The sequence below is a fragment of the Pararoseomonas sp. SCSIO 73927 genome, assembly GCF_037040815.1.
GTDB lineage: Bacteria > Pseudomonadota > Alphaproteobacteria > Acetobacterales > Acetobacteraceae > Roseomonas.
This window is the reverse complement of the sequence record NZ_CP146232.1, coordinates 2,155,468-2,180,083: the sequence shown is the minus strand read 5'-3', so window position 1 is coordinate 2,180,083 and position 24,616 is coordinate 2,155,468. Positions and strand designations below refer to the sequence as shown.

The window sequence follows — 24,616 nt, the reverse complement described above, 5'->3', positions numbered from 1 at the left end:
CCGGTCCTCAGTCGCCCGCCGCCGGCTGGGGGCCGGCCCGATGGTCCGCACGATGGTCGGTTTGGGCCTCCTGCTCGGCCTGGCGCTCCTTCTCCACGTCGATCGCCCGCTTCGTGCGGAACAGGCCCAGCACCAGCACGAAGAAGAGCGGCACGAAGAACACCGCCAGCACCGTGCCCGTGACCACGCCGCCGATGATGCCCGTGCCGATCGCCACGCGGCCGCCGGCGCCGGCGCCGGTGGAGATCGCCAGCGGCACGACGCCGAGCACGAAGGCGAGCGAGGTCATGATGATCGGCCGCAGGCGCTCCCGCGCCGCGTGCAGCGCCGAGTCCAGCAGGTTCTCGCCCGTCTCGAAGTGCTCCTTGGCGAATTCCACGATCAGGATCGCGTTCTTCGCCGAGAGGCCGACGGTGGTGAGCAGGCCCACCTGGAAGTACACGTCGTTCGAGAGGCCGCGCAGCTCCGTGGCCGCCACCGTGCCGAAGACGCCGAGCGGGACGACCAGCAGCACGGAGACCGGGATGGCCCAGCTCTCGTAGAGGGCCGCGAGGCAGAGGAACACCACGATGAGCGAGATGGCGTAGAGCGGGCCGGCCTGGGCGCCGGAGGCGCGCTCCTCGTAGGAGAGGCCGCTCCACTCCACGCCGAAGCCCTGGGGCAGCTCCTGCGCCAGCCGCTCCATCTCCGCCATCGCCGCGCCCGTGCTCTGCCCCGGTGCGGCGTCGCCCGCGATCTCGATCGCGTTGATGCCGTTGAACCGCGCGAGGCCGGGGGCGCCGATCTCCCAGGTCGCCCTGGCGAAGGTGTTGAAGGGCACCATCGTGCCCGCGCCGTTGCGGACGAACCACTGGGAGAGGTCGGTCGGCAGCATGCGGTAGGCGGCCTCGGACTGGATGTAGACGCGCTTGATGCGCCCGCGGTCCAGGAAGTCCCCGGCGTAGTTGGAGCCGAAGGCGGCCGAGAGGGTGTTGTTGATGTCGGTGACGGAGAGGCCGAGCGCGCTCGCCCGCTCCCAGTCGATCTCCAGCCTGTACTGGGGCTCGTCCGGCTGGCTGTTCGGGCGTACGCCGACCAGCAGGGGGCTGCCGGCGGCCGCGCCCAGCAGCCTATCGCGCGCCGCGTTCAGCTCCGCCTGGCCCTGGCCGGCGCGGGCCACCAGCTGCATCTCGAAACCCGTGGCGTTGCCCAGCTCGGACACGGCGGGCGGGGAGAAGGCGAGGATCCGCGCGTCCCGGTACCCCGCGAAGCGCCGGATCACGCGGTTGGCGATCGCCTGGGCCGTGTGTTCCGACCCCTTGCGGTCTTCCCAGTGGCGGAGGCGGACGAAAGCCATGCCGGAGTTCTGGCCGCGCCCGGCGAAGCTGAAGCCGGTGATGCCGTAGACGGATTCGACGTCGGCCTTCTCGTCGTTCAGCAGGTAGCGCGTCACCTCGTCCAGGGCGTTCTGCGTGCGCTCCACCGTCGCGCCCGGGGGGCCGGCGATCTGCACGTAGAACACGCCCTGATCCTCGCCCGGGAGGAAGGAGGAGGGCAGGCGGACGAAGAGCAGGGCGAAACCGGCGAAGACCGCCACCCAGACGATCATGAAGCGCCAGGGCCGCCGCGCCATGACGCCGACGCCGCCGACATAGCCGTTCGTCATGCGGTCGAAGCCGCGGTTGAACCACCCGAAGACGCCGCGCTTCGGCCCGTGGTTCTTCGGCCGCTTCAGCAGCGTGGCGCAGAGGGCGGGGGTGAAGACGAGCGCCACGATGACCGAGAGGGTCATGGCGGTGACGATGGTGAGGGAGAACTGCCGGTAGATCACGCCCGCGGAGCCGGCGAAGAAGAACATCGGCAGGAACACGGCCGAGAGCACGAGGCCGATGCCCACCAGCGCGCCGGAGATCTGGTCCATGGACCGGCGCGTGGCCTCGAGCGGGGAGACGCCATCCGTCTCCATCACGCGCTCCACGTTCTCCACCACCACGATGGCGTCGTCCACCAGCAGGCCGATGGCGAGCACCATGGCGAACATGGTCAGCGTGTTGATGGAGTAGCCCGCGACCGACAGCACCGCGAGGGTGCCGAGCAGCACCACCGGGATCGCCAGCGTCGGGATCAGCGTCGCCCGGAAGTTCTGCAGGAAGACAAACATGACGACGAAGACGAGGACCATCGCCTCGGCCAGCGCCTTCAGCACCTCCTTGATGGAGATCTCGACGAAGGGGGTGGTGTCGAAGGGATAGACCACCTCGATGTTGGAGGGGAAGGTCGGGCGCAGCCGCTCGATCGTCGCGCGCACCGCGTTGGCGGTGGAGACGGCGTTGGCGCCGCTGGCGAGCTGCACGCTGATGGCGGCGGAATCGCGGCCGTTGAACTGGGCGCTGACGGCGAAGCTCTGCGCCCCCAGCTCCACCCGCGCCACGTCGCGCAGCCGCACCTGGGACCCGTCCTGGTTCACCCGCAGCAGGATGGCGCCGAACTGCTCCGGCGTGTTCAGGTAGCTCGGGCCGATCAGGGTGGCGTTCAGCTGCTGGCCGGGCAGGGCCGGGCGGGCGCCGAGCTCGCCGGAGGCGACCTGGACGTTCTGCGACTGCACGGCCGCCTGGATATCCGACGGGATCATGTTGAAGGCCGTCAGCTTCGCCGGATCCAGCCAGATCCGCATGGCGTACTGGGAACCGAACAGGTTGTAGTCGCCCACCCCCGTGGTGCGGGTGATCGGGTCCTGCACGTTGCTGGCGATGAAGTCCGCCAGGTCGCTGCTCGTCATCGTCCCGTCCTTGGAGACGAAGCCGATGACCATGAGGTTGGCGCGGCTGGCCTTGGCCACGCGGATGCCCTGCTGGCGCACGGTCTCCGGCAGGCGCGGCTCGGCGAGGGAGAGCTTGTTCTGCACCTGCACCTGGGCCGTGTCGGCGTCCGTGCCCTGGGCGAAGGTCAGCTCGATACTGGCGCTGCCGTCCCGGTTGCTGGTGGAGGTGAAGTAGAGCAGCCCGTCCAGGCCCGTCATCTGCTGCTCGATCGGCTGCACCACCGTGTTCTGCACCGTCTCGGCCGAGGCGCCGGAGTAGTTGAGCGTGATGCGGATCGTGGGCGGCGCGATGTTCGGGTACTGCGAGACCGGCAGGGCCCGCAGGCAGATCAGGCCGGCCAGCATGATCGCGAGCGCGATGACCCAGGCGAAGACCGGCCGGTCGATGAAGAAGCGTGCCATGCTGCGCCCTCAGCCCTGACGGGGTGCCGCCGGGGCCCCCTCCCGTGCCTGGGGCTGGTCCCCGGTGCCCTCCCCGCCGCCTTCACCCTGGCCCTGGCCTTGGCCCTGGGGCTGCTGTCCCGGCGCCGGCCGGCGGGAGCGGCGGTCCAGCTCCTCCAGCGTGATCTCCTCGATCCCCGGCTTCGCGCCGGGCTGCACGTTCTGCCCGCCCTGCACGATCACCCTGTCGTTTGGCTGCAGCCCGGCATTCACCACCCAGCGCGTGCCGAGGGCCTGGCCGGCCTCCAGCACGCGCTCCTGCACCGTGCCGTCCGCCACCACCACCTTCGCCACCGCCCGGCCGCGGTAGTTCCGCGTCACCGCCTGCTGCGGCACGAGGAGCGCGTCGGACACGCCCTCGGCTAGGCGCGCGCGGACGAACATGCCGGGCATCAGCAGGCCGTCGGGGTTGGGGAACACCGCGCGCAGCGTCACCGCGCCTGTGGTCGGCTCCACCGTCACCTCGGAAACCTGGAGCTGGCCGGGGCGGGCGTACTCCGTGCCGTCCTCCATCAGCAGCCGCACCTCGGCCGCCGTGTCGCTCGCCCGGCGCAGGCGGCCGGACTCCATGTCCCGCCGCAGCCGCAGCAGGGTGGAGGAGGGCTGGGTCACGTCCACGTAGATCGGGTCCAGCCGCGTCACGGTCATCAGGGAGGCGGTCTGGTCCGCCGTCACCAGCGCGCCCACCGTCACCGCCGCGCGCCCGGTCCGCCCCTCGATGGGAGAGGTGATGTTGGTGTAGCCGAGGTTGATCCGCGCGGTCTGGACCGAGGCCCGGCCGGAGGCGACGTCCGCCTCCGCCTGCCGCTGGGTGGCCACCGCGTTGTCGTAGTCCAGCCGGCTCACCGCGTTCTGCTGCACCAGGGGGCGGTAGCGCGTCACCGTCACCCGCGCCTGGCCCAGCGCCGCCTCCGCCCGGTCCAGCGCCGCCTCCGCGCTCGCCAGCGCCGCCCGGTAGGGCGCGGGGTCGATCTGGAAGAGGGGGTCCCCGGCCTTCACCGCCTGGCCCTCGCGGAATCTCCGCTCGCGGACCACCCCGCCCACCTGGGGCCGGATCTCCGCCACCTCGAAGGCCGCGGTGCGCCCGGGCAGGGTGGTGTTGAGGGTCACCGGCTCCGGCCGGAGGCTCACCACAGAGACGGTCGGGGGCGGGCCCTGGTTCGCGCCCTGGCCTTCCGCCTTGTCGTCACAGCCGGCCACCGCCAGGGCCACGATGACCCCAAGCCCGCCCAGCAGGGTTTGCCGCCGGGCCTGGAGGGGATGGCGGGGCGCGTTCCGGGAACTCGTCATGACAGGCCTCGCCGTCCCTTGCGTAACAGAAGGAAACTTTCTAGTTTCCTCGTCGGGGAAACTTGTTCGTTTCCCCGCTCTCGTCAAGCTCTCTTGTTGCAGTGCAGCAGCTTAAGGTGAAATGGAGTTCACGTGATGACCAGCGGCCTGGCCCTGGCCCCGGTCCTGGAGGCGGAGCGAAGCGATCCGCGGGCCCGCATCGTGACGGCGGCCGAGGCCGCCTTCGTCGCCCAGGGCTTCCGCCTGACCACGATGGACATGGTGGCCCGCGGCGCCGGCTGCTCGAAGAAAACGCTCTACAAGCTCTTCAACTCGAAGGAGGAGCTTTTCCAGGAGCTCTTGAGCACCTCCCGCCGCGCCTTCGAGCGCCTGCCCGTGGACGCCGCCCTACCGCCCGAGCGGGCGCTGGAAGACTTCCTGGCCGAGCTTGCCGCCATGATCCTGCGGGACAGCCACATCGCCCTGACCCGCATCGCCGTGGCGGAGGCCGGGCAGCTCCCCCGCCCCCTGCCCGGCCCCGCCGGGGAGCCGGAGATCGCCCGCCTCGCCCTGGACGAGTACCTGGCCGAACTGGGCCGGAGCGGCGAGTACGACATGCCCGACCCGGCCGAGGCCGCCCGCATGCTCATCGGCATGGCCCTCGGTGCCTTCCACCACGAACTTCTCGCCGGCCTCGAGGCACGGGTGCCGGAAGACGCCCTCGCCCGCCGCATCCGCACCTCCGTCCGGATCTTTCTTCGGGGCTGCCGGGTCTCGTCGGACTGAGCTGTCCGGACCAGGGGCGCCCCCCCTGGAAGCGCCGCCAAGCGCGACCACGGCGTGGCCCGCCCGCGGAAGGCGCTTTGCAGGGTCAGGGAAGGGCAGATGGGGGCTCAGCCGGTCGGCGGCCCGGCCTCGGCCACCTCGGCCCGCGCATCCTGCTTCCCCCTCTCCTGCCAGGCTGCCGGCGGTCCCTGCTCGCCCGCCGGGCGGTCCCGAATCAAGGCGCATCCCTCATCGGCCCGCAGGGGCCCGCGCCCGAACGGCACGGCCGGGGAACAAAGCCTTGCCAGCCCCTGGCGGGCCGGGAATACGGGATTCCATGAGGGTCCTGCTCGTCCATCCGAACTTCCCGGGCCAGTACGCCCACCTGCTGCCCGCCCTCGCCGCCCGCAAGGGCACGCAGGTGGTCGGGATCGGCGCCCGCAACGCCCCCGTGCCCGATGGCGTGACGCTGCGCGTGTACGAGCCGCCCCCGGCGGCGCCGGATGCGGTCCACCGCTCCGCCCGCCCCACCCACGCCGCAACCGCCCGTGCGGAGAAGGTGGCGGCGCACGCGCTGGAACTGCGCCGGTCCGGCTTCGTGCCGGACGTGATGTTCAGCCATATCGGCTGGGGCGACACCCTGTTCCTGAAGGACGTCTTCCCCTCCTCCGCCCTGCTCCTCTACGCGGAGTTCTTCTACAGCCCGGCCGGCGCCGATGTGGGGTTCGAGCCGGGCAAGCCCACTACGGTGCAGGACGCCATCCGCGTGCGCGGCCTGAACATGCCGATCCTCGCCGCCGTGCAGGCCTCGGACTGGGGCATGACCCCCACCCGCTGGCAGCGCGCCCGCTTCCCGGAGTGGTTCCAGGACCGGATGAGCGTGGTGCACGAGGGCATCGACACGGCGGTCTGCCGCCCCGATCCCGCCGCGCGCTTCACCCTGCCCGACGGCACCGTGCTGAAGCCCGGCGACGAGGTGGTGACCTACGTGGCCCGCAACATGGAGCCCTATCGCGGCTTCCCCACCTTCATGCGCGCCCTGCCCGCCCTGCTGGCCGCCCGCCCGAACGCGCGCGTGGTGATCGTGGGAGGGAACGGGACCAGCTACGGCAGCCCGCCCGCCAGCGCCGCCACCTGGCGGGAGGCGATGCTGGCCGAGACCGGCCCGCTGGACCCCGCGCGCGTCCACTTCCTCGGCCAGATCCCGCACCCGTCCCTGCACGCGCTGTTCCGCGTGGCCGCCGTCCACGTCTACCTCACCATGCCCTTCGTCCTCTCCTGGAGCGTGCTGGAAGCGATGGGGTGCGGCACCCTGATCCTCGGCTCCGCCACCCCGCCCGTGCAGGAGGTGATCGAGGACGGGAAGAACGGGCTGCTGACCGACTTCTTCGACCACGAGGCCCTCGCCCGCCGCATCACGGAGGTGCTGGCCGATCCGAAGCGGTTCGACCCCCTCCGCCGCGCGGGCCGCGAGACGATCAGGGAGCGCTACGACCTCCGGCGCGTCTGCCTGCCCCGCCAATTGGCGGTGATCGATGCCCTCGCGGCGCGGCGACGGCCGGCGACCTGGCTGGAGAAGGCCTGAGACGGGCGGGTCCTTCGCCGGCCCGCCGTGGCCAGAGGGAGGAAGAGTGGGAGGAAGAAGGAATTCTTCCTCCCTCCGGACCTCCCACCATCATCTTCTTCTAGCGGTTTGGCCCCGGCTTCACTGACCCACGCCTCGGGGCCTGGCCCCGAGGCGACCGACAGCGCCGGACGGTCGCGACGGGATCGGGGTGCCCTTTGGGCATCGCATCCGCGGCAGCCCGGACGCGGGGTCCGGGGAGCCCGCCGGCTCCCCGGCGGGGATCCAAGGGGCGGCGCCCCTTGGGGCCACCCGCGCGACGGAGCGGATGGCAGAGCGTCGCCCCGGTCAGGCCGCGCGCACCCGCATCCCGCCGATCATCACCGCCCCCAGCGCGACGATCCCGCCCGCCACCAGCCCGATTTCCTGCAGCCCGCGCCGCGATCACCAGCCCGCCGAAGAGGGCGCCGAGCGAGGTGCCGACATAGGTGGCGGAGGCGTTGAGGGAGGGAGCACGGGCGCGAGGGCGGGGGAGAGGGCGACGAGGCGGGCCTGCTGCACGGCCGGGAAGCACCAGCCGGAGGCGCCCCAGACGACGAGGAGGACGAGCACCGTCGGCACCGCCGCGCCGGGGGTGAGGCATTCCACGCAGAGGGAGATGCCGATGAGGGCTCCCCCAGCACGGTGTTGGAGAGAACGAGAAAGCGGCGCGGGTCCTGCCGGTCCGATGCCCAGCCACCGAGGGAGACGCCGATCAGCCCGCCCAGGCCGGAGAGGAGGAGGGCGAGGGCCGTTCCCTCACCCACGAAGCCCAGCGTGCCCCGCACGAAGGGGGCGAGGTAGGAGAAGAGGGTGAAGGCGCCGGTGAAGACCACCACCGTCTGCACCAGGAGCGTGGCAACGGCCGGGCGCGTGATCAGTGCCAAGCGCGCACCGATCCCGGCCTCGCGGCTACCGGCAGGCGGGGCAGGAAGGCGAGGGCGCCGAGGGCGGAGACGAGGCCCAGGGCCGCGACGACGAGGAAGGTGGCCCGCCAGCCCAGGTACTCCCCGATCAGCGTGCCCAGGGGCGCGCCGAGCACGGTGGAGAGGGTCATGCCCCCGATCACCAGGGCCATGGCGCGGCCGCGGTGGTGCGGCTCCACCAGCGCCACGGCGCAGGCACCGGCCATCGGCGTGAACAGCGCGGCGGCGAGGGCGGCCAGGACACGCAGCCCCATCAGCCCCGCATAGCCCGGCACGACCGCGCAGGCGGCCGAGGCCAGGGCATAGGCCCCCATGACGAGCACCAGCGTGCGCCGCCGCTCCATGGAGGCGGTGGCGGCGGCCAGCACGGGGGAGGCGACGGCATAGGCCAGCGCGAAAGCCATGGAGAGGTAGCCCGCGGCCGGGACGGAGACGCCCAGATCCGCGGCGATGACGGGCAGCAGCCCCGCGATGGAGAAGGTGCCGGTCCCCACGGCGAAGGCGCCGAGGGTGAGCCAGAGGATCGTGCGGGGCATGGCGCCCTCCGTAGTCCAATGAATCTTGAACTAGGCCTCGTATCGCACTGCGTCAAGGCAGTTCAATAGGCGTTGGACCTAGCCCCTTGGAGATGGCGGGTGAGTTGCCTATCTCGTGGGCATGTCCAAGGCGCTTTCCCATCCCGAGGCGGAGGCGATCGACCTCTCCGCGGTGCTGGACGCGCTGCGGGATCCGATCCGCCGGGCCATCGTGCTCATGGTCGCGGAAGGGGGCGAGAAGCGCTGCTCCTCCTTCCTCGGCTGCACGACCAAGACGAACCTGACCTACCACGTCGCCCGACTGCGGGAGGCCGGCGTGGTCCGTGTCCGGATCGAGGGGCCCTCGCGGATCGTGTCCCTGCGCCGGGACGAGCTGGACCGGCGCTTTCCTGGCCTGCTGGGCGCCATCCTCGCCGGCGCGCGGCAGGATCCGCCTCTCGCGCGGCTTGTCGAAGACGCCTGACGACATCCTCTACACCCTATGGGCGCGCCCTGCGCCCGGATGAAGCACCGGAATGAACACCCCCACCCCCGCGGAAGCCGTCAACCTCTCCCCGCGCGAGATCGTCTCGGAGCTGGACCGCTACATCGTCGGCCAGCACGACGCGAAGCGCGCGGTGGCCATCGCGCTCCGCAACCGCTGGCGCCGCCAGCAGCTCCCGGACGGGATGCGCGAGGAGGTGGTGCCGAAGAACATCCTGATGATCGGCCCCACCGGCTGCGGCAAGACCGAGATCGCCCGCCGCCTCGCCCGCCTCGCCAACGCCCCCTTCCTGAAGGTCGAGGCCACGAAGTTCACCGAGGTCGGCTATGTCGGCCGCGACGTGGAGCAGATCGTGCGCGACCTGGTGGAGGCCAGCATCGTGCAGCTGCGCGACGCCGGCCGCGCCGAGGTGCAGGCCAAGGCCGAGCTGAACGCGGAGGAGCGCCTGATCACCGCCCTGGTGGGCGAGGGCGCGAACGGCGAGACCCGCATGAAGTTCCGCCGCATGCTGCGCGAGGGAGGCCTCGACACGAAGGAGGTCGAGGTCCAGGTGGCCGAGCAGGCGACGCCCATCGGCGCCATGGACATCCCGGGCATGCCGCCCGGCGCCGGGAACATCCAGGAGATGATGGGCAAGATGTTCGGCGGCCGCACCCGTGCTCGCAAGATGAGCGTGGCCGAGGCCCGCACCACCCTCCAGCGCGAGGAGGCGGACAAGCTGCTGGACCAGGAGAAGCTGACCCGCGACGCCGTGCACCACGCCGAGCAGAACGGCATCGTCTTCATCGACGAGATCGACAAGGTCTGCGCCCGCACGGAGAACGGCTTCCGCGGCGGCGATGTATCCCGCGAGGGCGTGCAGCGCGACCTGCTGCCGCTGATCGAGGGCACCACGGTGAACACGAAGCACGGCCCGGTGAAGACGGACCACATCCTCTTCATCGCCAGCGGCGCCTTCCACATCGCCAAGCCGAGCGACCTGCTGCCGGAGCTGCAGGGCCGCCTGCCCATCCGCGTGGAGCTGAAGGGCCTGACCCGCGACGACTTCCGCCGCATCCTGACGGAGCCGGAGCACGCGCTGACCAGCCAGTACACCGCCCTGCTCGGCACGGAAGGCGTGACGCTGGACTTCGCGCCGGACGCCGTGGACGCCGTGGCGGAACTGGCGGCCGACATCAACGATCGCGTGGAGAACATCGGCGCCCGCCGCCTAGCCACCGTGCTGGAGCGGCTGCTGGAGGAGGTCTCCTTCACCGCCTCCGACCGCCGCGGCGAGACGGTGCGCGTGGACGCCGGCTACGTGCGGGAGAAGGTGGGGCCGCTCGCCTCCAGCACGGACCTGTCGCGGTTCATCCTCTGATCCTCGGCTGACGGGATGTCCCGGGGAGGAGGAAGAAGGAATTCTTCCTCTCCCCGGACCCCTCACCATCATCTTTTTCTAGGAGTTGGTCTTTCTCGGCCGGCGGTGTGCCTCGGGTCGATGACCCGAGGCGACTGCACGGGCAGGAGAAGGCCCGTCAGGCAGAGACACCGTCTCAGGACGGCGCGGCAGCAGCCAGAAGGGGATCCAAGGGCCTCAGGCCCTTGGCGGGGGTCCAGGGGGCGGAGCCCCTTGGGGGTACCCGCTCACCCGTTCAGGTGCGCGCTGAATTTCGCCATCCAGAAGTTCGGCACCTCGCTCCCCGGCCCGGATTTCATGCGGACCGTCCAGATCGGTTCCAGCGGGTCGCCGGTCTCGATGATGAAGTTCCAGCCCACGCGCTTGTCGGACTTGTAGACCGGTTCCGTCCGCCACTTGCGGATGATGGAGAAGGGCAGGAGCTTCGTTTGCCGGTGGGAGGCGAGGCCGACCATCTCCTCCGCGGTGCTGAAGAGAAGGGTGGTGTCCCGTCCCTCGAGCCGGTCGTCCAGCCCGGGGCACTCATGGATCAGCGCCTCGACGGCCTTCTTCCGTCCCTCGCGCACGGACCAGATTCGCCAGCCGAGCCCCCCGAGCAGGGCGAGCACGACCAGCACCGCCAGCGTCGTCAAATCCTCAGCCCCTCTCCGGCCCCCGCGCCGGGATAGGGCCATCCCCCCGGCGGATCAACGTCGCGGCGCGCGAGGCCGTGCCCCGGGGACGCAACCCGGCCGCGGCGATGCAACCCCGGCGCCGCCTCGCCATTTCTCCCGCCATGAGCACCACCTCGTCCGAGGGCAGCACCCTGCCCGCCCTGCTGACCCTGCCCGAGGACGCCCAGACGGAGCTGGCCAAGGCCGTGGCCACGCTGGAGGGTCCCTCCTTCGCCGCGCGGCTGGCCGCCATCGCGGGCACGCCGATCGAGGCGTTGAAGCAGAAGCTGCCCGAATCGGTGCGGGACCAGGTGGACAACGCCGTGCGCCGCGCGTTGGAGAAGGCCTGGGCCACCGCGGTGGGATCGGAGCCCCGGCGCACGCCCTTCGGCATGGATGTGGCCTGGTTCCACCGGGGTATCGCCATGGCCAGCGGGGCGGCGGGCGGGGCGCTGGGCCTGCTGGGCACCATGGCGGAACTGCCGGTCTCCACCACCATCCTGCTGCGCCAGATCGCCGCCGAGGCCGCCGCCGCCGGGGAGGACCCGAAGGTGGCCGCCACCGCCGCGGAGTGCATGGCCGTCTTCGCCCTCGGCAGCCCCTCCACCGAGGAGGACGACGTGGCGGAGACGGGCTACTTCGCCGCCCGCATCGCGCTGGCCCAGATGCTGCCCAACGCGGCCTCCAGCCTCGTCTCGGGCCTCGTGCCGGGGTTCCTGGGGGCCATCGCGGCCCGCTTCACGGGCACGGTGGGGTTGAAGATATCGGCCCAGGCGGTGCCGGTGATCGGCGCGGCGGCGGGGGCGGCCATCAACCTCGCCTTCCTTGAGCACTTCCGGGGGGTCGCCCACGCCCACTTCACCGTGCGGAAGTTCGAGCGGATCTACGGGGCGGACCGGGTGCGGGCGGCCTACGACGCCCTGCGGGACGGCAGCACGCGCTAGGCTGGCCCGATCCCGGCGCCCGCGCCGGAAGGGGACCGGCGCCGGGCGGCCACACTCCTCATCCTCTGCCGCAATTCCGCACTGCAAGGTCCGGAAAAGCCCGGTGACGCGCGCCGCGCGGCGCCCTAGAAGGGCCAGCGCCCCGCCCGTGGAACGGTCCTGCGGGGCCCTTATTCCAAGGACGAACCAGTGACCAAGACGATCCTCAAGGCCGCCCTGCTCCCGTCGCTGGCGCTGATGGCCGCGTGCACCACCCCGCCGCCGCCGGCCCCCACCGTGGCGCCCCCGCCGGAGGAGGCCTTCCGCCCGGCCTGCCAGCAGCGCCTGCCGAGCGCGACCGAGTTCGGCCTGAAGAAGTGCATGCTGGAGGAGTTGGACCGCTCCCGCGGCGTGACCCCGGCCAGCGCCCCCGCCGCGCCCCCGGCCGCCGAGCCCGCCCCGGCGCCGACGAACCGCCGCGGCAGCACGGGCCGCAGCAGCAGCAGCCGTAGCAGCAATCGCTGAGGCGGCACCCCGGGGAGAGGGGCGGCGCCTCCCCTCCCCGGTTTCTCCCAGGAGCTTTCCCTTCCTCGCACCCGGACGGTCAACCCGGCCTTAACCCTCCGGAGTCACCCTCCTCCCGATCAGCGGGTGCGGGGCCGTGGCAAAAGGCAGGGGCGAGGGCGCCACCATCGTCGTCAGACGGGTGGAGGGCGGGGAGGGCGGCCATCACGGCGGCGCCTGGAAGGTGGCCTACGCCGACTTCGTGACGGCCATGATGGCCTTCTTCCTCCTGATGTGGCTGCTGAACGCCACCACGGAGGAGCAGCGGCGGGGCCTCGCCGACTACTTCAACCCCACCAACGTCATGGGCCGGAACAGCACCGGCTCCGGCCAGCCCTTCGGGGGCAGGACGCCCAGCGAATCGGGCGAGGCCGCCTCCAACGCCTCCGCCCTGCGGGTGGAAACCGGCCCGCGCCCCGTCATCTTCGACATCGAGGAGGATGACAGCGACAGGCCCGCCCAGCCCCTGGAGCGGCGGGAGGGCCCCAAGGGCGACGACGAGGAGGCCACCCCCGCCCGGCTGCAGGCGGCGCGCGCCGAGGCCGGGACCGGCCCCGGGGACAGGACGGGCGGCAGCGGCACCGACGTCGCGAAGGCCTCCGCCGAGGCGCTGCGGGAGGAGCTGGAGCGCCGCGAGCGCGAGGCGCTGGACCGCCTGGCGGAGCAGGTCCGCGCCGCCGTGCGGGATGACCCGGCCCTGGCCGACCTCGCGAGGCAGCTGCAGGTGGAGCAGGTGCCGGAAGGGCTGCGGATCCAGATCCTGGACGCGGAGCGGCAGCCAATGTTCGCCCTCGGCGGCAGCGCGCCGTCCGAGCGCACCCGCGCGCTGATGGCGAAGGTGGGGGCGGTAATCAACCGGGTGCCGAACGCGGTGGCGGTGACCGGCCACACGGACGCCACGCCCTTCCGGCCCGGGGGACGCTCCAACTGGGACCTCTCGGCGGAGCGCGCCAACGCCACGCGTCGCCTCCTCACCGAGGGCGGGGTGGCCGAGGGCCGCATCCGCAGCGTCGCCGGCATGGCCGAGCGTGAGCCGATGCTGGCGGACGATCCGCAGAACGCCGCCAACCGCCGCGTCTCCGTGCTGCTGCTGCGCGAGGCCCCGGGCAGGACCTCCGCCCCCAGGACTCCCGCCCCATGACGACGATTGCCGGGTTCGTCTTCCTGCTCGTCACCGTCTTCGGCGGCTACACCATCGCCGGCGGGAAGTTCGGGATCATCCTGAAGTCGCTGCCCTACGAGGCGCTGATGATCGGCGGGGCGGCCATCGGCGCCTTCGTCATGTCCAATTCGATGCACGACGTGAAGCACACGCTCGGCGGCTTCGGAAAGGTCTTCAAGGGCGCGCGCTTCCACAAGACCGACTACGTGGACATGCTCTCCCTCCTCTACTGGTTCGTGCGGCTGGTGCAGACCAAGGGCGCCATGGCGCTGGAGGCGCATATCGAGAAGCCCGAGGACAGCCCGGCCTTCGCGCGGTTCCCGAAGATCAGGGCGGACCAGCACGCGGTGGCGCTGATCTGCGACTACCTCCGCATGGTCGGCATGAACGCCGACGACCCGCACCAGATCGAGGACGTGATGGCGCGGGAGCTGAAGAAGCGGAAGGAGGAGGAGATGCACCCCTCCCATGCCATCCAGAACGTGGCGGACGCGCTGCCGGCGCTGGGCATCGTCGCGGCCGTGCTCGGCGTCATCAAGACCATGGCGTCCATCGACCAGCCCCCCACCGTGCTGGGCGGCATGATCGGCGGCGCGCTGGTGGGGACCTTTCTCGGCGTGCTGCTCGCCTACGGGCTGATGGGCCCGATCGCGGCCCGGCTGAAGGGCGTGGTGGAGGAGGCCAAGTACTTCGAGGTGATCCGCGCCGTTCTGGTGGCCCATCTGCACGGCAACGCGCCCCAGGTATCCGTGGAGACGGGGCGCAAGATGGCCCCTTCCTCTCACATGCCGAGCTTTCAGGAACTGGAGGGGGCGCTGCAGGATTTGCAGATCGCCTGATCCGCGGCTACCTGCCCCCATGGACGACACCGCCCCCTTTCACGACCTCATCGGCCTGACCGTGGACGAGTGGCGGGACGGCTTCGCCCGCCTCGCCCTTCTCGTGGACCAGCGGCACCACAACCGCAGCGGCGTGCTGCACGGGGGCGTGCTGCTCTCTCTCATCGACCAGGCCGGGGGCTATTCCGGGCTGTTCTGCACCGTGCCCGGCAATGTCCGCCGCGCGGTCACGGTGGACCTGAACACCCACTTCACCGGCCAGGTCACGGAAGGGCGCATCACCGCGGAAGGGCGCGTGGTCACGGCGGGGAATAGCATCTTCTTCACCCGGACCGAGGTGTTCGGGCCGGACGGCAAGCTCGTCGCCTTCGGATCGGGCACCCATCGCTGGCGCACGGGCAGCAACAGGCCGGAGGGCGTGCCGGCGGATACGCCGCTTCGCTAGGGGGCGCGCTCCAGGCCCAGGGCTGGAGTCCAGAGTGTGGGGCTCAGGCCTCGGGCTCAGGGCTCGGGGCAGGTCTCGACGGCGCCGGCGTGCAGTTCGAAGCCCCGCGGCGCGGGGATGTTGCGATCGAAGCTCTCGACCTGCAGCCAGTACACGCCCCCCGCGGGCACCCTCACGCAGATGCCGGATTCGAGGCCGGCCCCGGAGTCGTCGTTGCTCGCCCCGGCAACCGCCTGCCCCGAGGGGTCGAGCAGGGTGATCATGGTGTCCAGCCTGTCCTCCAGCCAGGCGGTGGCGAAGGTGTAGGAGCGATCCGCCTCCAGCGCGTAGGGGTACAGCCGGGGACCAGCCGGCCCGATCCTGCCGCGCAGGGCCCCGCCAACGGCCAGGGGCTCGGCCGCGGTCACGGCGCTGAACCCCTCGACCAGGGCCGGGAGGTCGCGCGGCCGCAGCGTCGCCAGGGCCTCCGGCCGGCTCGCGCCGAGGAGGTAGGTGCCCACCCGAAGCATGTTGGTCACGGAGGCGCCCTCGAAGGTCCGGATCGTCTCGATCGCGAGGGGCTGCGAGCGGACGACGATCAGGGCAGTGTCCGGTTCCAGGACAAACTGCGACGGCGCCCGGACCGGCAGGGTTGTCCAGAACCGCCCCCCGGCCTCCAGCGGGGCGGTTCCGCCCGACACGCGGGCCGGGAAGCCCGGCTCGAGGTAGGGGGCGCGGCGGGCCAGGGGCGCCAGGGCGATGGAGTGGTTCCTGAGCTGCCCGCGGAACCCCTCCAGCACCTCCTGGTCGGAGGTCTCGAAGACATCCGCCAGCACGGCCGTGCCGCCGAGCGTGGCCAGCGCCTCCAGCGCGTCGGCCATCGCGGGCTCCTCTGCCGGACTGGGCCTGCCCCGCTTCAGGAGCTCCAGAATCCAGCTGATCAGGACCGCCGGGGCGCGCTCGGCCGAATTGCCGAGGTTGAGCGAGGTGGCCAGCATGGCGAGGGCGCGCCGGGAGGTGTCCTGATCGGGCGTCGCGCGACCGGCCGTCAGGGCGATGAGGGCCAGCACGGGGCGGTGGTGCTCCGCTGCCAGCGGGCGCGTGCCGCGGAGGCAGGCGACGCTCTCGGCCACCGCCAGGTTCACCTCGGCCGGCGGCGTCTCCGCGAAATGGCGGAGGACGGCGGCGCAGAGCGGAGCGCCGCCGGCCGCGAGGCTTTCGAGCAGGAGGCGCTCCCCGATCCGGCCCGCCGTGGGGCGCGCGCGCGCGAGGGCGCCCGCCAGGCGCAGCCTGGCCTCCCGCACGCCCTGCATGTCGTCCGGCAGTCCGGAGAGGCGCTCCAGGAGAAGGGAGACCTGGGCCGGCATCCGCTCCGGCGCCTCGAGCAGGGCGGCCATGGGTCCGCGCCCCTCGAGCATGTCGGCCAGCCATCGAGGGGCGGCGCCCTCCTCGCCGGCGGGCAGCAGGGCCGCGAGGCCGAGCAGCGGGACGGACCGCTCCCCCTCCTGTGGCAAGGCGAGCAGCGTGCTCCAGCCTCCGGGCGCCCTCAGCTGCGCCGCGCTGCCGCGGGACAGCGCCTCGGCCGCGGGGCAGCGGTCGGCAGCCTCCGTGAGCTGCCGCTCCAGCCCAGCGCGCCGGCTCCGCTGCAGCGGGGTTCCGGCCGCCCTGTCGCCCGCGCCCGGGAGCCGGGAGAGCTGCCACGGGACGGAGAGGTCGCGGCCGGGCAGGCAGGAGGTTTCGACGGCGGGCACGCGGCGGGCCGCGAGCGCCTCCTCCGTGCAGCGCAGAATCTGGGTGAACCTCTCCCCCGCGTCGTCGCCCACGAGACTGCCCGGCCGGAAGGAGACAGCTTGGAGGAGGTCCGCCCGCAACCGCGGGTCCGAGGTGCAGAGCAGCCCTTCCAGCCGCTCCCGCGCCTCCGCCTGCGGGTAGGTGAGGAGGGCCTGCAGCGCGGCCTGGCGCTGGGTGCCGCCGGACTCCCTCGCGAGGCGGATGAGGAAGTTGACGGTGAGGGGGTGCCCGAAGCGCTGCACCAGGGCCTCGAATGGGTTGCCGGGCTGCACGGGGTCGGGCAGCAGCGCCGCCAGCCGGCGTGCCAGGGCCTCGTGCGCGGCGAAGCGGTCGGACGGATCGCTGCGTGACAGGTGGCCGACATAGGTGGTGACCGCCTGGCCGAGGAAGCGGGCCTCCTCCAGGTCACGGGCCAGCCCGCCCGCCGGAACCCGGCCCGCGCTCTCGCCGAGCAGCCGGACGGCGATGGCCTCCCCCTCCGTGTCGCGCAGCAGGTCGGTGAACGCGAACAGCCGGACCAGGGGGGGGAGCATCGTGTCCCCGGCCTGCTGCGTCATCACCGAGCGCTCGATGCCGCGCCGCCACACCGGATCGCGAAGCTGCTGCGCGGTCTGCTGCTCGGCCTGCTCGCGGATGATCTGGCGGATGGCCTCGCTGTCCAGGGATTGCCGCATCATCTCGGGAAGCTGCTCGGTCACGCGCTCGCGCACCTTGTCCACCCGGGCGATGTCGGTCTGCACCGCCTCCTGGGCGGCCTTCTGGGCCGCCACGGCGTTCGCCTGCTGGATGGCCGGCATCCTGGTGTCGAGCTCGACCTTCACCCGGTCCTGGACGGTGCCGCTGAGCCAGTTGATCGCGAAGGTGGCCGTCGCGACCAGGACGCCGACGGACAGGGTGCCGCCGAGCGTCGAGAACGCCTTCACGCGCTTCCAGATCGTGTCCGTGACCTCGGCGCGGAACTGCCCGGACAGGATGCGTCGGAACTCGTCCGGGCTGATCTGGATTTTTGCTGAGGTCTCCTCACTGTCGGCCACCCTGGCGCGCTCCGGACCGTTGCGGTTCCCAGAGCAGATCGTTGCATTATTGCATCAAAGCTGCAACCGGACTTTTCTGCGGCGGCCGGTTAGGCCCCGCCCCAGTTCATCGTCAGCCCGCCATCCATCACCACGGTCTGCCCTGTGATGTATTCCGCGTCCGGGCTCGCCAGGAACAGGGCCAACTTGGCGATCTCCTCCGGCTGCCCCGCGCGGTGCCAGGGGATCTCCTTGAAGGAGGCCTCGCGCTTCGCCGGATCGTCCAGCCGCTCCTGTGTCATGGGCGTCTGAATCAGGCCGGGGGCGATGCCGGTCACGTTGATCTTCCTCGGCGCCAGCTCGACGGAGAGGCTGCGGACCAGCGATCCCAGCCCGGCCTTGGACATGCCGTAGGGCGCGCTCTCGGCCGTGGGCAGGTGCTGGGCGACGGAGGAGACGTTGATGACCTTGCTCCCCTCCCGCGGCTTCCCGCGCAAGAAGGCCCGGATGCACCAGAGCGGCCCGAGAAGGTTGGTGCGGATGACCACCTCTGCGTCCTCGTCCTCCAGCTCCGCCACGGGCTTCTTGCCGCCCATGCCCTTGCCGGCGTTGTTCACAAGGATGTCGATGGGGCCCAGCGCCGACCGCGCCGCCTCGAAACCCGCGTCCACGGCGCGCGAATCCATCACGTCCAGCTGGGTCACGAAGGCCTTGCGGCCCGCCGCCTCCACCCGCCGCGCCGTCTCGGCCGCGCCGGCCTCGTCCGTGTGCCAGGTGATGGCGACGTCCGCCCCGGCCCGCGCATAGGCCACGGCGATCGCCTGCCCGATCCCAGAATCCGCCCCCGTGACGAAGGCAACCTTGCCCTGAAGCATTGTCGTCCGTTCCATTTTGCAGAACCCATCAAGCGCGGGCGGAGGAGGCAGGTTGCCCCGTCCGCCAGCCTTGTCACAGGGGCCTTGTCACGGCCCCGTCAGGAACGGCCGGTCAGCCTTTCCCGCGCCTCAGCGTGCGCAGGTTGGCCGAAACCCGCCGTTGGGCGGGCCGTGCGGCGGCGGCCATCACCGCCTCCGGCCCCGCGCCCGCCATGGCGGCGCGGCCGGCGGCGAAGAGGCCGTCGGAGAAGGCCTTCTGCTTCTCCAGCGCCATCCGGGTCAGCTCCGCCCCCGCCCCGTCGGGCTTGGCCCAGAGATCCATGCTGCGCAGGGTGAAGACCCATCCCGCCTGCCAGGCGAGGAGTCCCCAGCGGGCCGGATCGGTCACAGCTGGGCCAGGATGGCGTCGGCGCTGCTCACCTCGAAGGCGCCGGCCTGCTCCACGCCGAGATGCGTCACCTTGCCGCCCTTGGCGATGAGGGCGAAGCGCTGAGACCGCACGCCCATGCCGCGCGCCGTCAGGTCCATCTCCAGGCCCAGCGCCTTCGTGAAGGCCGCGGCGCCGTCGGCCAGCATCACCACCTGGTCCGTCACGCCCTGGTCCTTGGCCCAGGCCGCCATCACGAAGGCGTCGTTCACGGCCACGCAGGCCACGGTGTCCACGCCCTTCGCCTTCAGTGCGGCCGCCTGCTGCACGAAACCCGGCAGGTGGCGGGCGGAGCAGGTGGGGGTGAAGGCGCCGGGCACGCCGAACAGCACCACCGTGCCGTGGCCGAGGAGGGCGGCCGTGTCCACCTCCTTCGGTCCTTCGGCACCGGCCTGCATGACCTTGACGGAGGGGATGGCGTCGCCGGGCTGGATGGGCATCTGAAATCCTCGGAAGGGGTCTTGCCGCAGTTACGGCCCCCGTCTCGTGCCGCTGTCAACGGGCGGGGGCGGCGCATGTTTCGCTGCGGCGCGGCAACCCTCCCCGGAAGCGGTCCTGCAACAGGCCGGGGGCGGCTTGCAGCCCCCCGCCCCCGGCGCCATCTTTCCGTCATGACACGGCGCCCGAAGGACAAGGCCCCGCCCCCGCCGCCCATCGAGGATGAGGACGAGCTGGAGGAGGCGGAGGGCCAGACCACCCCCATCCAGCTCACCCGCATGGCCAGGCCCGGCCCTTCCGAGGAGGGCTGGCTCGGCGGGCAGATCCTCATCGCCATGCCCAGCATGGAGGACCCGCGCTTCGCCCGGAGCGTGATCTGCCTCTGCGCCCACTCCCCGGAAGGGGCCATGGGCATCGTGCTGAACCGGACGATCGAGAACCTGACCTTCGACGACCTGCTGAAGCAGCTGGAGGTCACCCCTGTCCCGCCCCAGCGCCGCATCCGGCTGCACGCCGGCGGCCCGGTGGAGGGCGGGCGCGGCTTCGTCCTCCACACCCAGGACTGGTCGAGCGAGGGCAGCCTCACCATCGAGGGCGGCTTCGCGCTCACGGCCAGCGTGGACATCCTGAAGGCCATCGCGGGTGGCGAGGGGCCGCGCCAGGGCCTGCTGGCGCTGGGCTACGCCGGCTGGGGGCCGGGACAGCTGGAGAGCGAGATCGCGGGCAACGCCTGGCTCTCCGTCTCCCCGGACGAGGCCATCCTCTTCACCGAGGAGGACCAGGACGCGAAGTGGCGCCGGGCCCTGGCGAAGCTGAAGGTGGACCCGCTGCTGCTGGTGGGAACGGCCGGTCGGGCCTGATCCGCTCGCCCCAGGGAGGCGCCGCCTCCCTGGAACCCTCCGCCGGGGTGGCAACGGCCACCCCGGACCCCGCGATCGGGCTGCCGCGGTTGCGATGATCGAAGGGCGTTGCCGAAGGCTTTCTAACGCCGTGTCGGCCCGGGCCGCCGTGTCGGTCGCCTGAGGTCATCGACCTCAGGCGGGCTTCAGCGAAGCATTGCGCGGCAGCCCTGAAAAGAAAGATGAGTGGGGGTCCAGGGGGAGAGAATTCTTTCTCTCCCCCTGGGGCCGCCCGCACCGCCCGCTCGGGACATGGGCTAGCGGGGTTGACACGAACCCGCCCCCTGCCGCTCTTGCCGCCCAACCCCGGATATCAAACTGAGCACCGCCCCATGCACGCCTACCGCACCCACACCTGCGGCGTTCTCCGCGCCGCCGATGCCGGCCAGACCGTCCGGCTCTCCGGCTGGGTGCACCGCAAGCGGGACCATGGCGGCCTGCTCTTCATCGACCTGCGCGACCATTACGGCCTGACCCAGTGCGTGATCCCGCAGGGGTCCGAGGTCTTCGCGGCGGCCGACGACATCCGGCCGGAGAGCGTGATCACCGTGACCGGCGAGGTGGTGGCGCGGGAGCCCGCCACCGTGAACCCGCGCCTGGCCACGGGCGAGGTGGAGCTGCGCGTGCGCGAGCTGACCGTGCAGTCCCGTGCGGAGGTGCTGCCCTTCCAGGTGGCCGCAGACGACGACGCGCCGGAGGAGATGCGGCTGCGCTACCGCTTCCTCGACCTGCGGCGGGAGCGGCTGCAGCGGAACATGATCCTGCGGGCCCAGATCATCCACGACATCCGCGAGCGGATGATCGCGGAGGGCTTCAACGAGTTCCAGACGCCGATCCTGACGAGCAGCAGCCCGGAGGGGGCACGGGACTTCCTCGTCCCCGCCCGCCTGCACCCCGGCAAGTTCTACGCGCTGCCCCAGGCCCCGCAGCAGTTCAAGCAGCTGACGATGGTGGCGGGCTTCGATCGCTACTTCCAGATCGCCCCCTGCTTCCGGGACGAGGCGGGGCGTGCCGACCGCACGCTGATGTTCTACCAGCTCGACGTCGAGATGAGCTTCGTCACGCAGCAGGACGTGTTCGACACAATGGAGCCGGTGATCCGCGGCACCTTCGAGCGCTTCGCGGGCCACCGTCCCGTGGATGCCGGGCCGTGGCGCCACATCCCCTACGCCCAGGCGATGCTGGACTACGGCTCCGACAAGCCGGACCTGCGGAACCCCCTGATCATCCGGGACGTGACGGAGAGCTTCGCGGGTTCCGGCTTCGGCCTCTTCGCCAAGATCGCGGCGGGCGGGGGCGTGGTCCGGGCCATCCCGGCCCCGGGCGCGGGTGGCAAGCCCCGCGGCTTCTTCGACAAGCTGAACGAGTGGGCCCGGAGCCAAGGCGCCGGCGGCCTCGGCTACATTGCCTTCGACGCCGACGGCGCGAAGGGCCCGATCGCCAAGAACCTGGAGCCGGAGCGGGTGGAGGCCATCCGCGCCGCCTGCGGCATCGGCCCGGGGGACGCCGTGTTCTTCGCCGCCGGCAAGGCGGACGAGGCCGCGAAGTTCGCCGGCACCGTCCGCACCCGCATCGGCGGGGAGCTGGACCTGATCGAGAAGGACGCCTTCCGCTTCTGCTGGATCGTGGACTTCCCGATGTTCGAGCTGAACGAGGAGACGGGGAAGGTGGACTTCAGCCACAACCCCTTCTCCATGCCCCAGGGCGAGATGGAGGCGCTGGAGAACCAGGATCCGCTGACCATCCCGGCCTTCCAGTACGACATCGTCTGCAACGGCTACGAGATGGCCTCCGGCGCGATCCGGAACCACAAGGCCGAGATCATGGTGAAGGCCTTCGGGATGGCCGGCTACCCGGAGAGCGCGGTGGAGGAGCGGTTCGGCGGCATGCTGAACGCCTTCCGCTACGGCGCCCCGCCCCACGGCGGCATGGCCGCCGGCATCGACCGGATCGTCATGCTGCTGGCGGAGGAGCCTAACCTCCGCGAGGTCAACATGTACCCCATGAACCAGCAGGGCGAGGACCTGATGATGGGCGCCCCCAGCACGGTGGAGCCCGGCCGCTGGAAGGAGCTGCACATCAAGCCCGACCTGCCGCCCGCGAAGGACGCTGCGGCGAAGAGCAACAAAGACGACGCAAAGGGTGCAAGCGGGGCCAAGACCACCTAAGTCTGGACCCTTCCGGAAAGGCTCCTCGATGCGCCTGCGCTCTCTTCTCGCCACCACGCTCACGCTCGGCGCGGCCCTGGTCCTCGCGGCCCCCGCGCCGGCGCAGCCCGCCGCCCCCGGCGGGCAGGCGCCCACCCCCGCCGCCCTGCCGGGCACGGAGGCGATGGCGGCCCACCGCGCCGCCTACCGCCTGAGCTTCGACCGCGCGCGGGACAATGCCGACATCGCCCGAGCCGAGGGCGTCATGCTCTTCGAGGTGCTGGACGCCTGCGACGGCTGGGCCAGCCGCCAGCGCCTGACCATGCGGCTGCAGGACCGCGACGGGCAGACGGTGGAGACCGCCTCCGACTACTCCACCTGGGAGAGCAAGGACGGGCGCCGCCTGCGGTACTCCCTCACCCAGATGACGGGCGGCGCGGTCAGCAACCGCATCACCGGCGAGGCCACCCTCCAGCCGGACGGCACGGGCAGCGCCCGCTACGAGCAGCCCCGTCCCTCTCAGGAGGCGCTGCCCGCCGGCACCCTGCTGCCCATGGCCCACACGATCCGCGCCATCGCCGCCGCCCGCGCCGGGGAGAGGATCCTCAACGCGCCCCTGATGGACGGCACCAGCGACGACGGCGCGCAGGAGAGCACCACGGTCCTGTCCGCCTGGCGCCGGGAGGCCGAGGCCAGCCCACGCTTCCCGCTGCTGGCGTCCCAGGAGAGCGGCCGGATGCGGATCGCCTTCTTCGGCAAAGACAACAATGGCGGCGGCGCCTCCTCCCCCGACTACGAGGTGGGGCTGCGCTACTACGCCAATGGCGTGGCGGACGAGCTGAACATGGATTTCGGCGAGTTCGCGGTGAACGGCCGGCTGGAGACGCTGGACGCCCTGCCCGGCGGGTGCTGAGCGGGCGGTCCCGGGAGGCGGAGCCTCCCGGGGCTCTTACAGACTGCCTCTTACAAATTGAAAGAGGCCCGCATCCCGATCGCCTGGAAATCCCGGCTCTCGCCCGTGCGCCCGTTCTCGTACTGCGCCTGCAGCCGGAACCGGTCCGTAAGGTACCAGTTCACCCCCGCCGTCCAGATGGACTGCCTGGTCGCGCCCAGATCCGCCGTGCTGTAGCGCAGCCCGACCTCCACGCTGCCGAACCGCCCCTCCGCCTTGGGCCGCCGCCAGGTGCCGGTCTCGTTGGACCGCTCCCGCGCCGGGCCGATCACGGTCAGCAGCCCTTCCACGTACCATCCATCGAAGCGCCGGGTCGGCCCGTCCGTCGGCTCCACGGTCAGGCGCTGCCACACGGCCTCGAGGTAGAGGGGGCCGACTCGCCCGGCGGCCTCCGGCCCCACCGCCCAAGCCTGGCCCGCCCGGATGGAGCCGCTGTCGAGGAAGCGGCGGGAATCCACGCGCAGCTCCGGATAGTCGCGGAGGCGGACGGCCTGGGGGCCGGGATCGGTGCCGGGGTGGAACTGCGCCGCCACGTCCGCCCCGATCTGGAACTGCACGGGGCCCATCGGCGGCAGCAGCACCACCGCCCGCCCGGCCGCGCCGCGCTGCCGCCCGTCATGCGGGGTGGAGCCGACACCGCCGGTGACGTAGGCGCTGGCGTTCCAGCGCGCGCCCCCGCCGCCGAGCTCTCCCCTGCCCTCGATCCCCGCCGCCTCCCGCGTGTCGCCGGTGGCAAGCGAGGCGGCGAGGTTGGTGATCGCCGCCCGTTCCATGAAGGGCAGGTCGAAGGAGGAGCCGGCGTATTCCGGCATGTGCTGGGGCGTGAAGAGGCCGGCGCGGATCGTGGCCCAGCCCAGCCCGGTATAGGCGATCTGCGCCTCGTAGATGTTGTTGTAGTCGTTCGGCGCGGAGCCGCCGAACTCCCACACGAAGGTGTAGGTGAAGTCTCGCAGCACCGTGCCGCCGAGCCCGAGCCGGCCGCGCCGCAGGTTCACGCCGCTGCGGAAGCCGCCCGGCTCGTCCTGCCCGAAGAAGGAGCCGAGATCGGCGTCGAGCCGCACCAGGGGCCTGACGGTGAAGTTGCCCTCGGCCAATTGCAGGGTCGGCGCGATGCCGTCCCAGCGGAGCCCGTCGGGCCGCGCCTCCTGCGCCGCCGCCGGCAGGGCGGCCATGAGCGCGAAAGCAAGAACCGGGCTGCGGCGCATGGGAATCCCCCCTGACAGGCCGTGCAGGGGTGGGCCGGGGCACGCGCGGCGTCCAGCGAAACTTTGTTGATGGAGCGGCGG

Annotated in this window: 22 protein-coding genes; 12 read left to right on the top strand and 10 right to left on the bottom strand. The window is 71.9% G+C overall.

Annotated features, from left to right (window positions below; translation table 11 throughout):
* Positions 1-7 precede the first annotated feature (7 nt).
* Together VQH23_RS10310 and VQH23_RS10305 are read right to left on the bottom strand one after the other, a co-directional pair.
* Entirely contained in the window at positions 8-3,202 is a 3,195-nt protein-coding gene (locus VQH23_RS10310; RefSeq protein ID WP_338665552.1) for an efflux RND transporter permease subunit, read from the bottom strand.
* A gap of 9 nt (positions 3,203-3,211) precedes the next feature.
* On the bottom strand, positions 3,212-4,531 hold the full coding sequence (locus VQH23_RS10305) for an efflux RND transporter periplasmic adaptor subunit (protein WP_338665551.1): 1,320 nt from the start codon (positions 4,529-4,531) through the stop codon (positions 3,212-3,214).
* Positions 4,532-4,666: 135 nt separating this feature from the next.
* Between VQH23_RS10305 and VQH23_RS10300 the strand changes: the two genes are divergently transcribed.
* The gene (locus VQH23_RS10300; RefSeq protein WP_338665550.1) at positions 4,667-5,296 is read left to right on the top strand and encodes a TetR/AcrR family transcriptional regulator; all 630 of its coding nucleotides are present in this window, start codon (positions 4,667-4,669) and stop codon (positions 5,294-5,296) included.
* Between the two features lie 316 nt (positions 5,297-5,612).
* Positions 5,613-6,860, top strand: coding sequence for a glycosyltransferase family 4 protein (locus tag VQH23_RS10295; RefSeq protein WP_338665549.1), 1,248 nt, complete (start codon positions 5,613-5,615; stop codon positions 6,858-6,860).
* A gap of 423 nt (positions 6,861-7,283) precedes the next feature.
* On the opposite strand, the gene VQH23_RS10290 is transcribed toward VQH23_RS10295, so the two are convergent.
* Both VQH23_RS10290 and VQH23_RS10285 read right to left on the bottom strand, forming a co-directional pair.
* Complete coding sequence (locus VQH23_RS10290; protein ID WP_338665548.1) at positions 7,284-7,487, bottom strand: hypothetical protein; 204 nt, start codon at positions 7,485-7,487, stop codon at positions 7,284-7,286.
* A 268-nt stretch (positions 7,488-7,755) separates the two neighbouring features.
* Positions 7,756-8,340, bottom strand: a complete 585-nt coding sequence (locus VQH23_RS10285) for an MFS transporter (protein ID WP_338665547.1) — start codon at positions 8,338-8,340, stop codon at positions 7,756-7,758.
* A 121-nt stretch (positions 8,341-8,461) separates the two neighbouring features.
* Between VQH23_RS10285 and VQH23_RS10280 the strand changes: the two genes are divergently transcribed.
* Together VQH23_RS10280 and hslU are read left to right on the top strand one after the other, a co-directional pair.
* Positions 8,462-8,803: a winged helix-turn-helix domain-containing protein gene (locus VQH23_RS10280; RefSeq protein ID WP_338665546.1), complete on the top strand. Its 342-nt coding sequence runs from the start codon at positions 8,462-8,464 to the stop codon at positions 8,801-8,803.
* Positions 8,804-8,855: 52 nt separating this feature from the next.
* On the top strand, positions 8,856-10,184 hold the full coding sequence (gene hslU / locus VQH23_RS10275) for an ATP-dependent protease ATPase subunit HslU (protein WP_338665545.1): 1,329 nt from the start codon (positions 8,856-8,858) through the stop codon (positions 10,182-10,184).
* A gap of 266 nt (positions 10,185-10,450) precedes the next feature.
* Here the strand turns inward: hslU and VQH23_RS10270 are convergent, their stop codons facing one another.
* On the bottom strand, positions 10,451-10,855 hold the full coding sequence (locus VQH23_RS10270; RefSeq protein WP_338665544.1) for a hypothetical protein: 405 nt from the start codon (positions 10,853-10,855) through the stop codon (positions 10,451-10,453).
* Between the two features lie 143 nt (positions 10,856-10,998).
* Here VQH23_RS10270 and VQH23_RS10265 point away from each other — a divergent pair, with 143 nt between their 5' ends.
* The 5 genes from VQH23_RS10265 (at position 10,999) to VQH23_RS10245 (ending at position 14,809) form a co-directional block, all read left to right on the top strand.
* The gene (locus tag VQH23_RS10265) at positions 10,999-11,820 is read left to right on the top strand and encodes an EcsC family protein (RefSeq protein ID WP_338665543.1); all 822 of its coding nucleotides are present in this window, start codon (positions 10,999-11,001) and stop codon (positions 11,818-11,820) included.
* Positions 11,821-12,009: 189 nt separating this feature from the next.
* Complete coding sequence (locus VQH23_RS10260) at positions 12,010-12,324, top strand: hypothetical protein (protein WP_338665542.1); 315 nt, start codon at positions 12,010-12,012, stop codon at positions 12,322-12,324.
* Positions 12,325-12,460: 136 nt separating this feature from the next.
* Positions 12,461-13,504 (top strand): flagellar motor protein MotB, encoded by a 1,044-nt coding sequence (locus VQH23_RS10255; RefSeq protein ID WP_338665541.1) that lies wholly within the window; start codon positions 12,461-12,463, stop codon positions 13,502-13,504.
* Positions 13,501-14,364, top strand: a complete 864-nt coding sequence (gene motA / locus VQH23_RS10250) for a flagellar motor stator protein MotA (RefSeq protein ID WP_338665540.1) — start codon at positions 13,501-13,503, stop codon at positions 14,362-14,364. The genes VQH23_RS10255 and motA overlap by 4 nt, the downstream gene beginning before the upstream one ends.
* A gap of 19 nt (positions 14,365-14,383) precedes the next feature.
* Entirely contained in the window at positions 14,384-14,809 is a 426-nt protein-coding gene (locus VQH23_RS10245) for a PaaI family thioesterase (RefSeq protein WP_338665539.1), read from the top strand.
* A 56-nt stretch (positions 14,810-14,865) separates the two neighbouring features.
* On the opposite strand, the gene VQH23_RS10240 is transcribed toward VQH23_RS10245, so the two are convergent.
* The 4 genes from VQH23_RS10240 to VQH23_RS10225 form a co-directional block, all read right to left on the bottom strand.
* Positions 14,866-17,613, bottom strand: coding sequence for a hypothetical protein (locus VQH23_RS10240; RefSeq protein WP_338665538.1), 2,748 nt, complete (start codon positions 17,611-17,613; stop codon positions 14,866-14,868).
* An 89-nt stretch (positions 17,614-17,702) separates the two neighbouring features.
* Entirely contained in the window at positions 17,703-18,467 is a 765-nt protein-coding gene (locus VQH23_RS10235) for an SDR family oxidoreductase (RefSeq protein ID WP_338665537.1), read from the bottom strand.
* A gap of 112 nt (positions 18,468-18,579) precedes the next feature.
* The gene (locus tag VQH23_RS10230) at positions 18,580-18,855 is read right to left on the bottom strand and encodes a hypothetical protein (protein WP_338665536.1); all 276 of its coding nucleotides are present in this window, start codon (positions 18,853-18,855) and stop codon (positions 18,580-18,582) included.
* The gene (locus tag VQH23_RS10225) at positions 18,852-19,334 is read right to left on the bottom strand and encodes a peroxiredoxin (protein WP_338665535.1); all 483 of its coding nucleotides are present in this window, start codon (positions 19,332-19,334) and stop codon (positions 18,852-18,854) included. The genes VQH23_RS10230 and VQH23_RS10225 overlap by 4 nt, the downstream gene beginning before the upstream one ends.
* Positions 19,335-19,610: 276 nt before the next feature.
* Here VQH23_RS10225 and VQH23_RS10220 point away from each other — a divergent pair, with 276 nt between their 5' ends.
* The 3 genes from VQH23_RS10220 (at position 19,611) to VQH23_RS10210 (ending at position 23,291) form a co-directional block, all read left to right on the top strand.
* Positions 19,611-20,192 (top strand): YqgE/AlgH family protein, encoded by a 582-nt coding sequence (locus VQH23_RS10220; RefSeq protein ID WP_338666086.1) that lies wholly within the window; start codon positions 19,611-19,613, stop codon positions 20,190-20,192.
* Positions 20,193-20,563: 371 nt separating this feature from the next.
* Positions 20,564-22,399: an aspartate--tRNA ligase gene (gene aspS, locus VQH23_RS10215; protein ID WP_338665534.1), complete on the top strand. Its 1,836-nt coding sequence runs from the start codon at positions 20,564-20,566 to the stop codon at positions 22,397-22,399.
* Between the two features lie 28 nt (positions 22,400-22,427).
* Entirely contained in the window at positions 22,428-23,291 is an 864-nt protein-coding gene (locus tag VQH23_RS10210) for an EipB family protein (protein ID WP_338665533.1), read from the top strand.
* Positions 23,292-23,341: 50 nt separating this feature from the next.
* Here the strand turns inward: VQH23_RS10210 and VQH23_RS10205 are convergent, their stop codons facing one another.
* Entirely contained in the window at positions 23,342-24,535 is a 1,194-nt protein-coding gene (locus VQH23_RS10205) for a porin (protein WP_338665532.1), read from the bottom strand.
* Between the last annotated feature and the right edge of the window lie 81 nt (positions 24,536-24,616).

Coding starts and splice junctions, on each gene's coding strand:
- VQH23_RS10305 (WP_338665551.1), bottom strand. CDS start 4,531: ATGACGAGTTCCCGGAACGCGCCCCGCCATCCCCTCCAGGCCCGGCGG.
- VQH23_RS10295 (WP_338665549.1), top strand. CDS start 5,613: ATGAGGGTCCTGCTCGTCCATCCGAACTTCCCGGGCCAGTACGCCCAC.
- VQH23_RS10300 (WP_338665550.1), top strand. CDS start 4,667: ATGACCAGCGGCCTGGCCCTGGCCCCGGTCCTGGAGGCGGAGCGAAGC.
- motA (WP_338665540.1), top strand. CDS start 13,501: ATGACGACGATTGCCGGGTTCGTCTTCCTGCTCGTCACCGTCTTCGGC.
- VQH23_RS10235 (WP_338665537.1), bottom strand. CDS start 18,467: ATGCTTCAGGGCAAGGTTGCCTTCGTCACGGGGGCGGATTCTGGGATC.
- VQH23_RS10210 (WP_338665533.1), top strand. CDS start 22,428: ATGCGCCTGCGCTCTCTTCTCGCCACCACGCTCACGCTCGGCGCGGCC.
- hslU (WP_338665545.1), top strand. CDS start 8,856: ATGAACACCCCCACCCCCGCGGAAGCCGTCAACCTCTCCCCGCGCGAG.
- VQH23_RS10220 (WP_338666086.1), top strand. CDS start 19,611: ATGGCCAGGCCCGGCCCTTCCGAGGAGGGCTGGCTCGGCGGGCAGATC.
- VQH23_RS10205 (WP_338665532.1), bottom strand. CDS start 24,535: ATGCGCCGCAGCCCGGTTCTTGCTTTCGCGCTCATGGCCGCCCTGCCG.
- VQH23_RS10265 (WP_338665543.1), top strand. CDS start 10,999: ATGAGCACCACCTCGTCCGAGGGCAGCACCCTGCCCGCCCTGCTGACC.
- VQH23_RS10285 (WP_338665547.1), bottom strand. CDS start 8,340: ATGCCCCGCACGATCCTCTGGCTCACCCTCGGCGCCTTCGCCGTGGGG.
- aspS (WP_338665534.1), top strand. CDS start 20,564: ATGCACGCCTACCGCACCCACACCTGCGGCGTTCTCCGCGCCGCCGAT.
- VQH23_RS10225 (WP_338665535.1), bottom strand. CDS start 19,334: ATGCCCATCCAGCCCGGCGACGCCATCCCCTCCGTCAAGGTCATGCAG.
- VQH23_RS10310 (WP_338665552.1), bottom strand. CDS start 3,202: ATGGCACGCTTCTTCATCGACCGGCCGGTCTTCGCCTGGGTCATCGCG.
- VQH23_RS10280 (WP_338665546.1), top strand. CDS start 8,462: ATGTCCAAGGCGCTTTCCCATCCCGAGGCGGAGGCGATCGACCTCTCC.
- VQH23_RS10245 (WP_338665539.1), top strand. CDS start 14,384: ATGGACGACACCGCCCCCTTTCACGACCTCATCGGCCTGACCGTGGAC.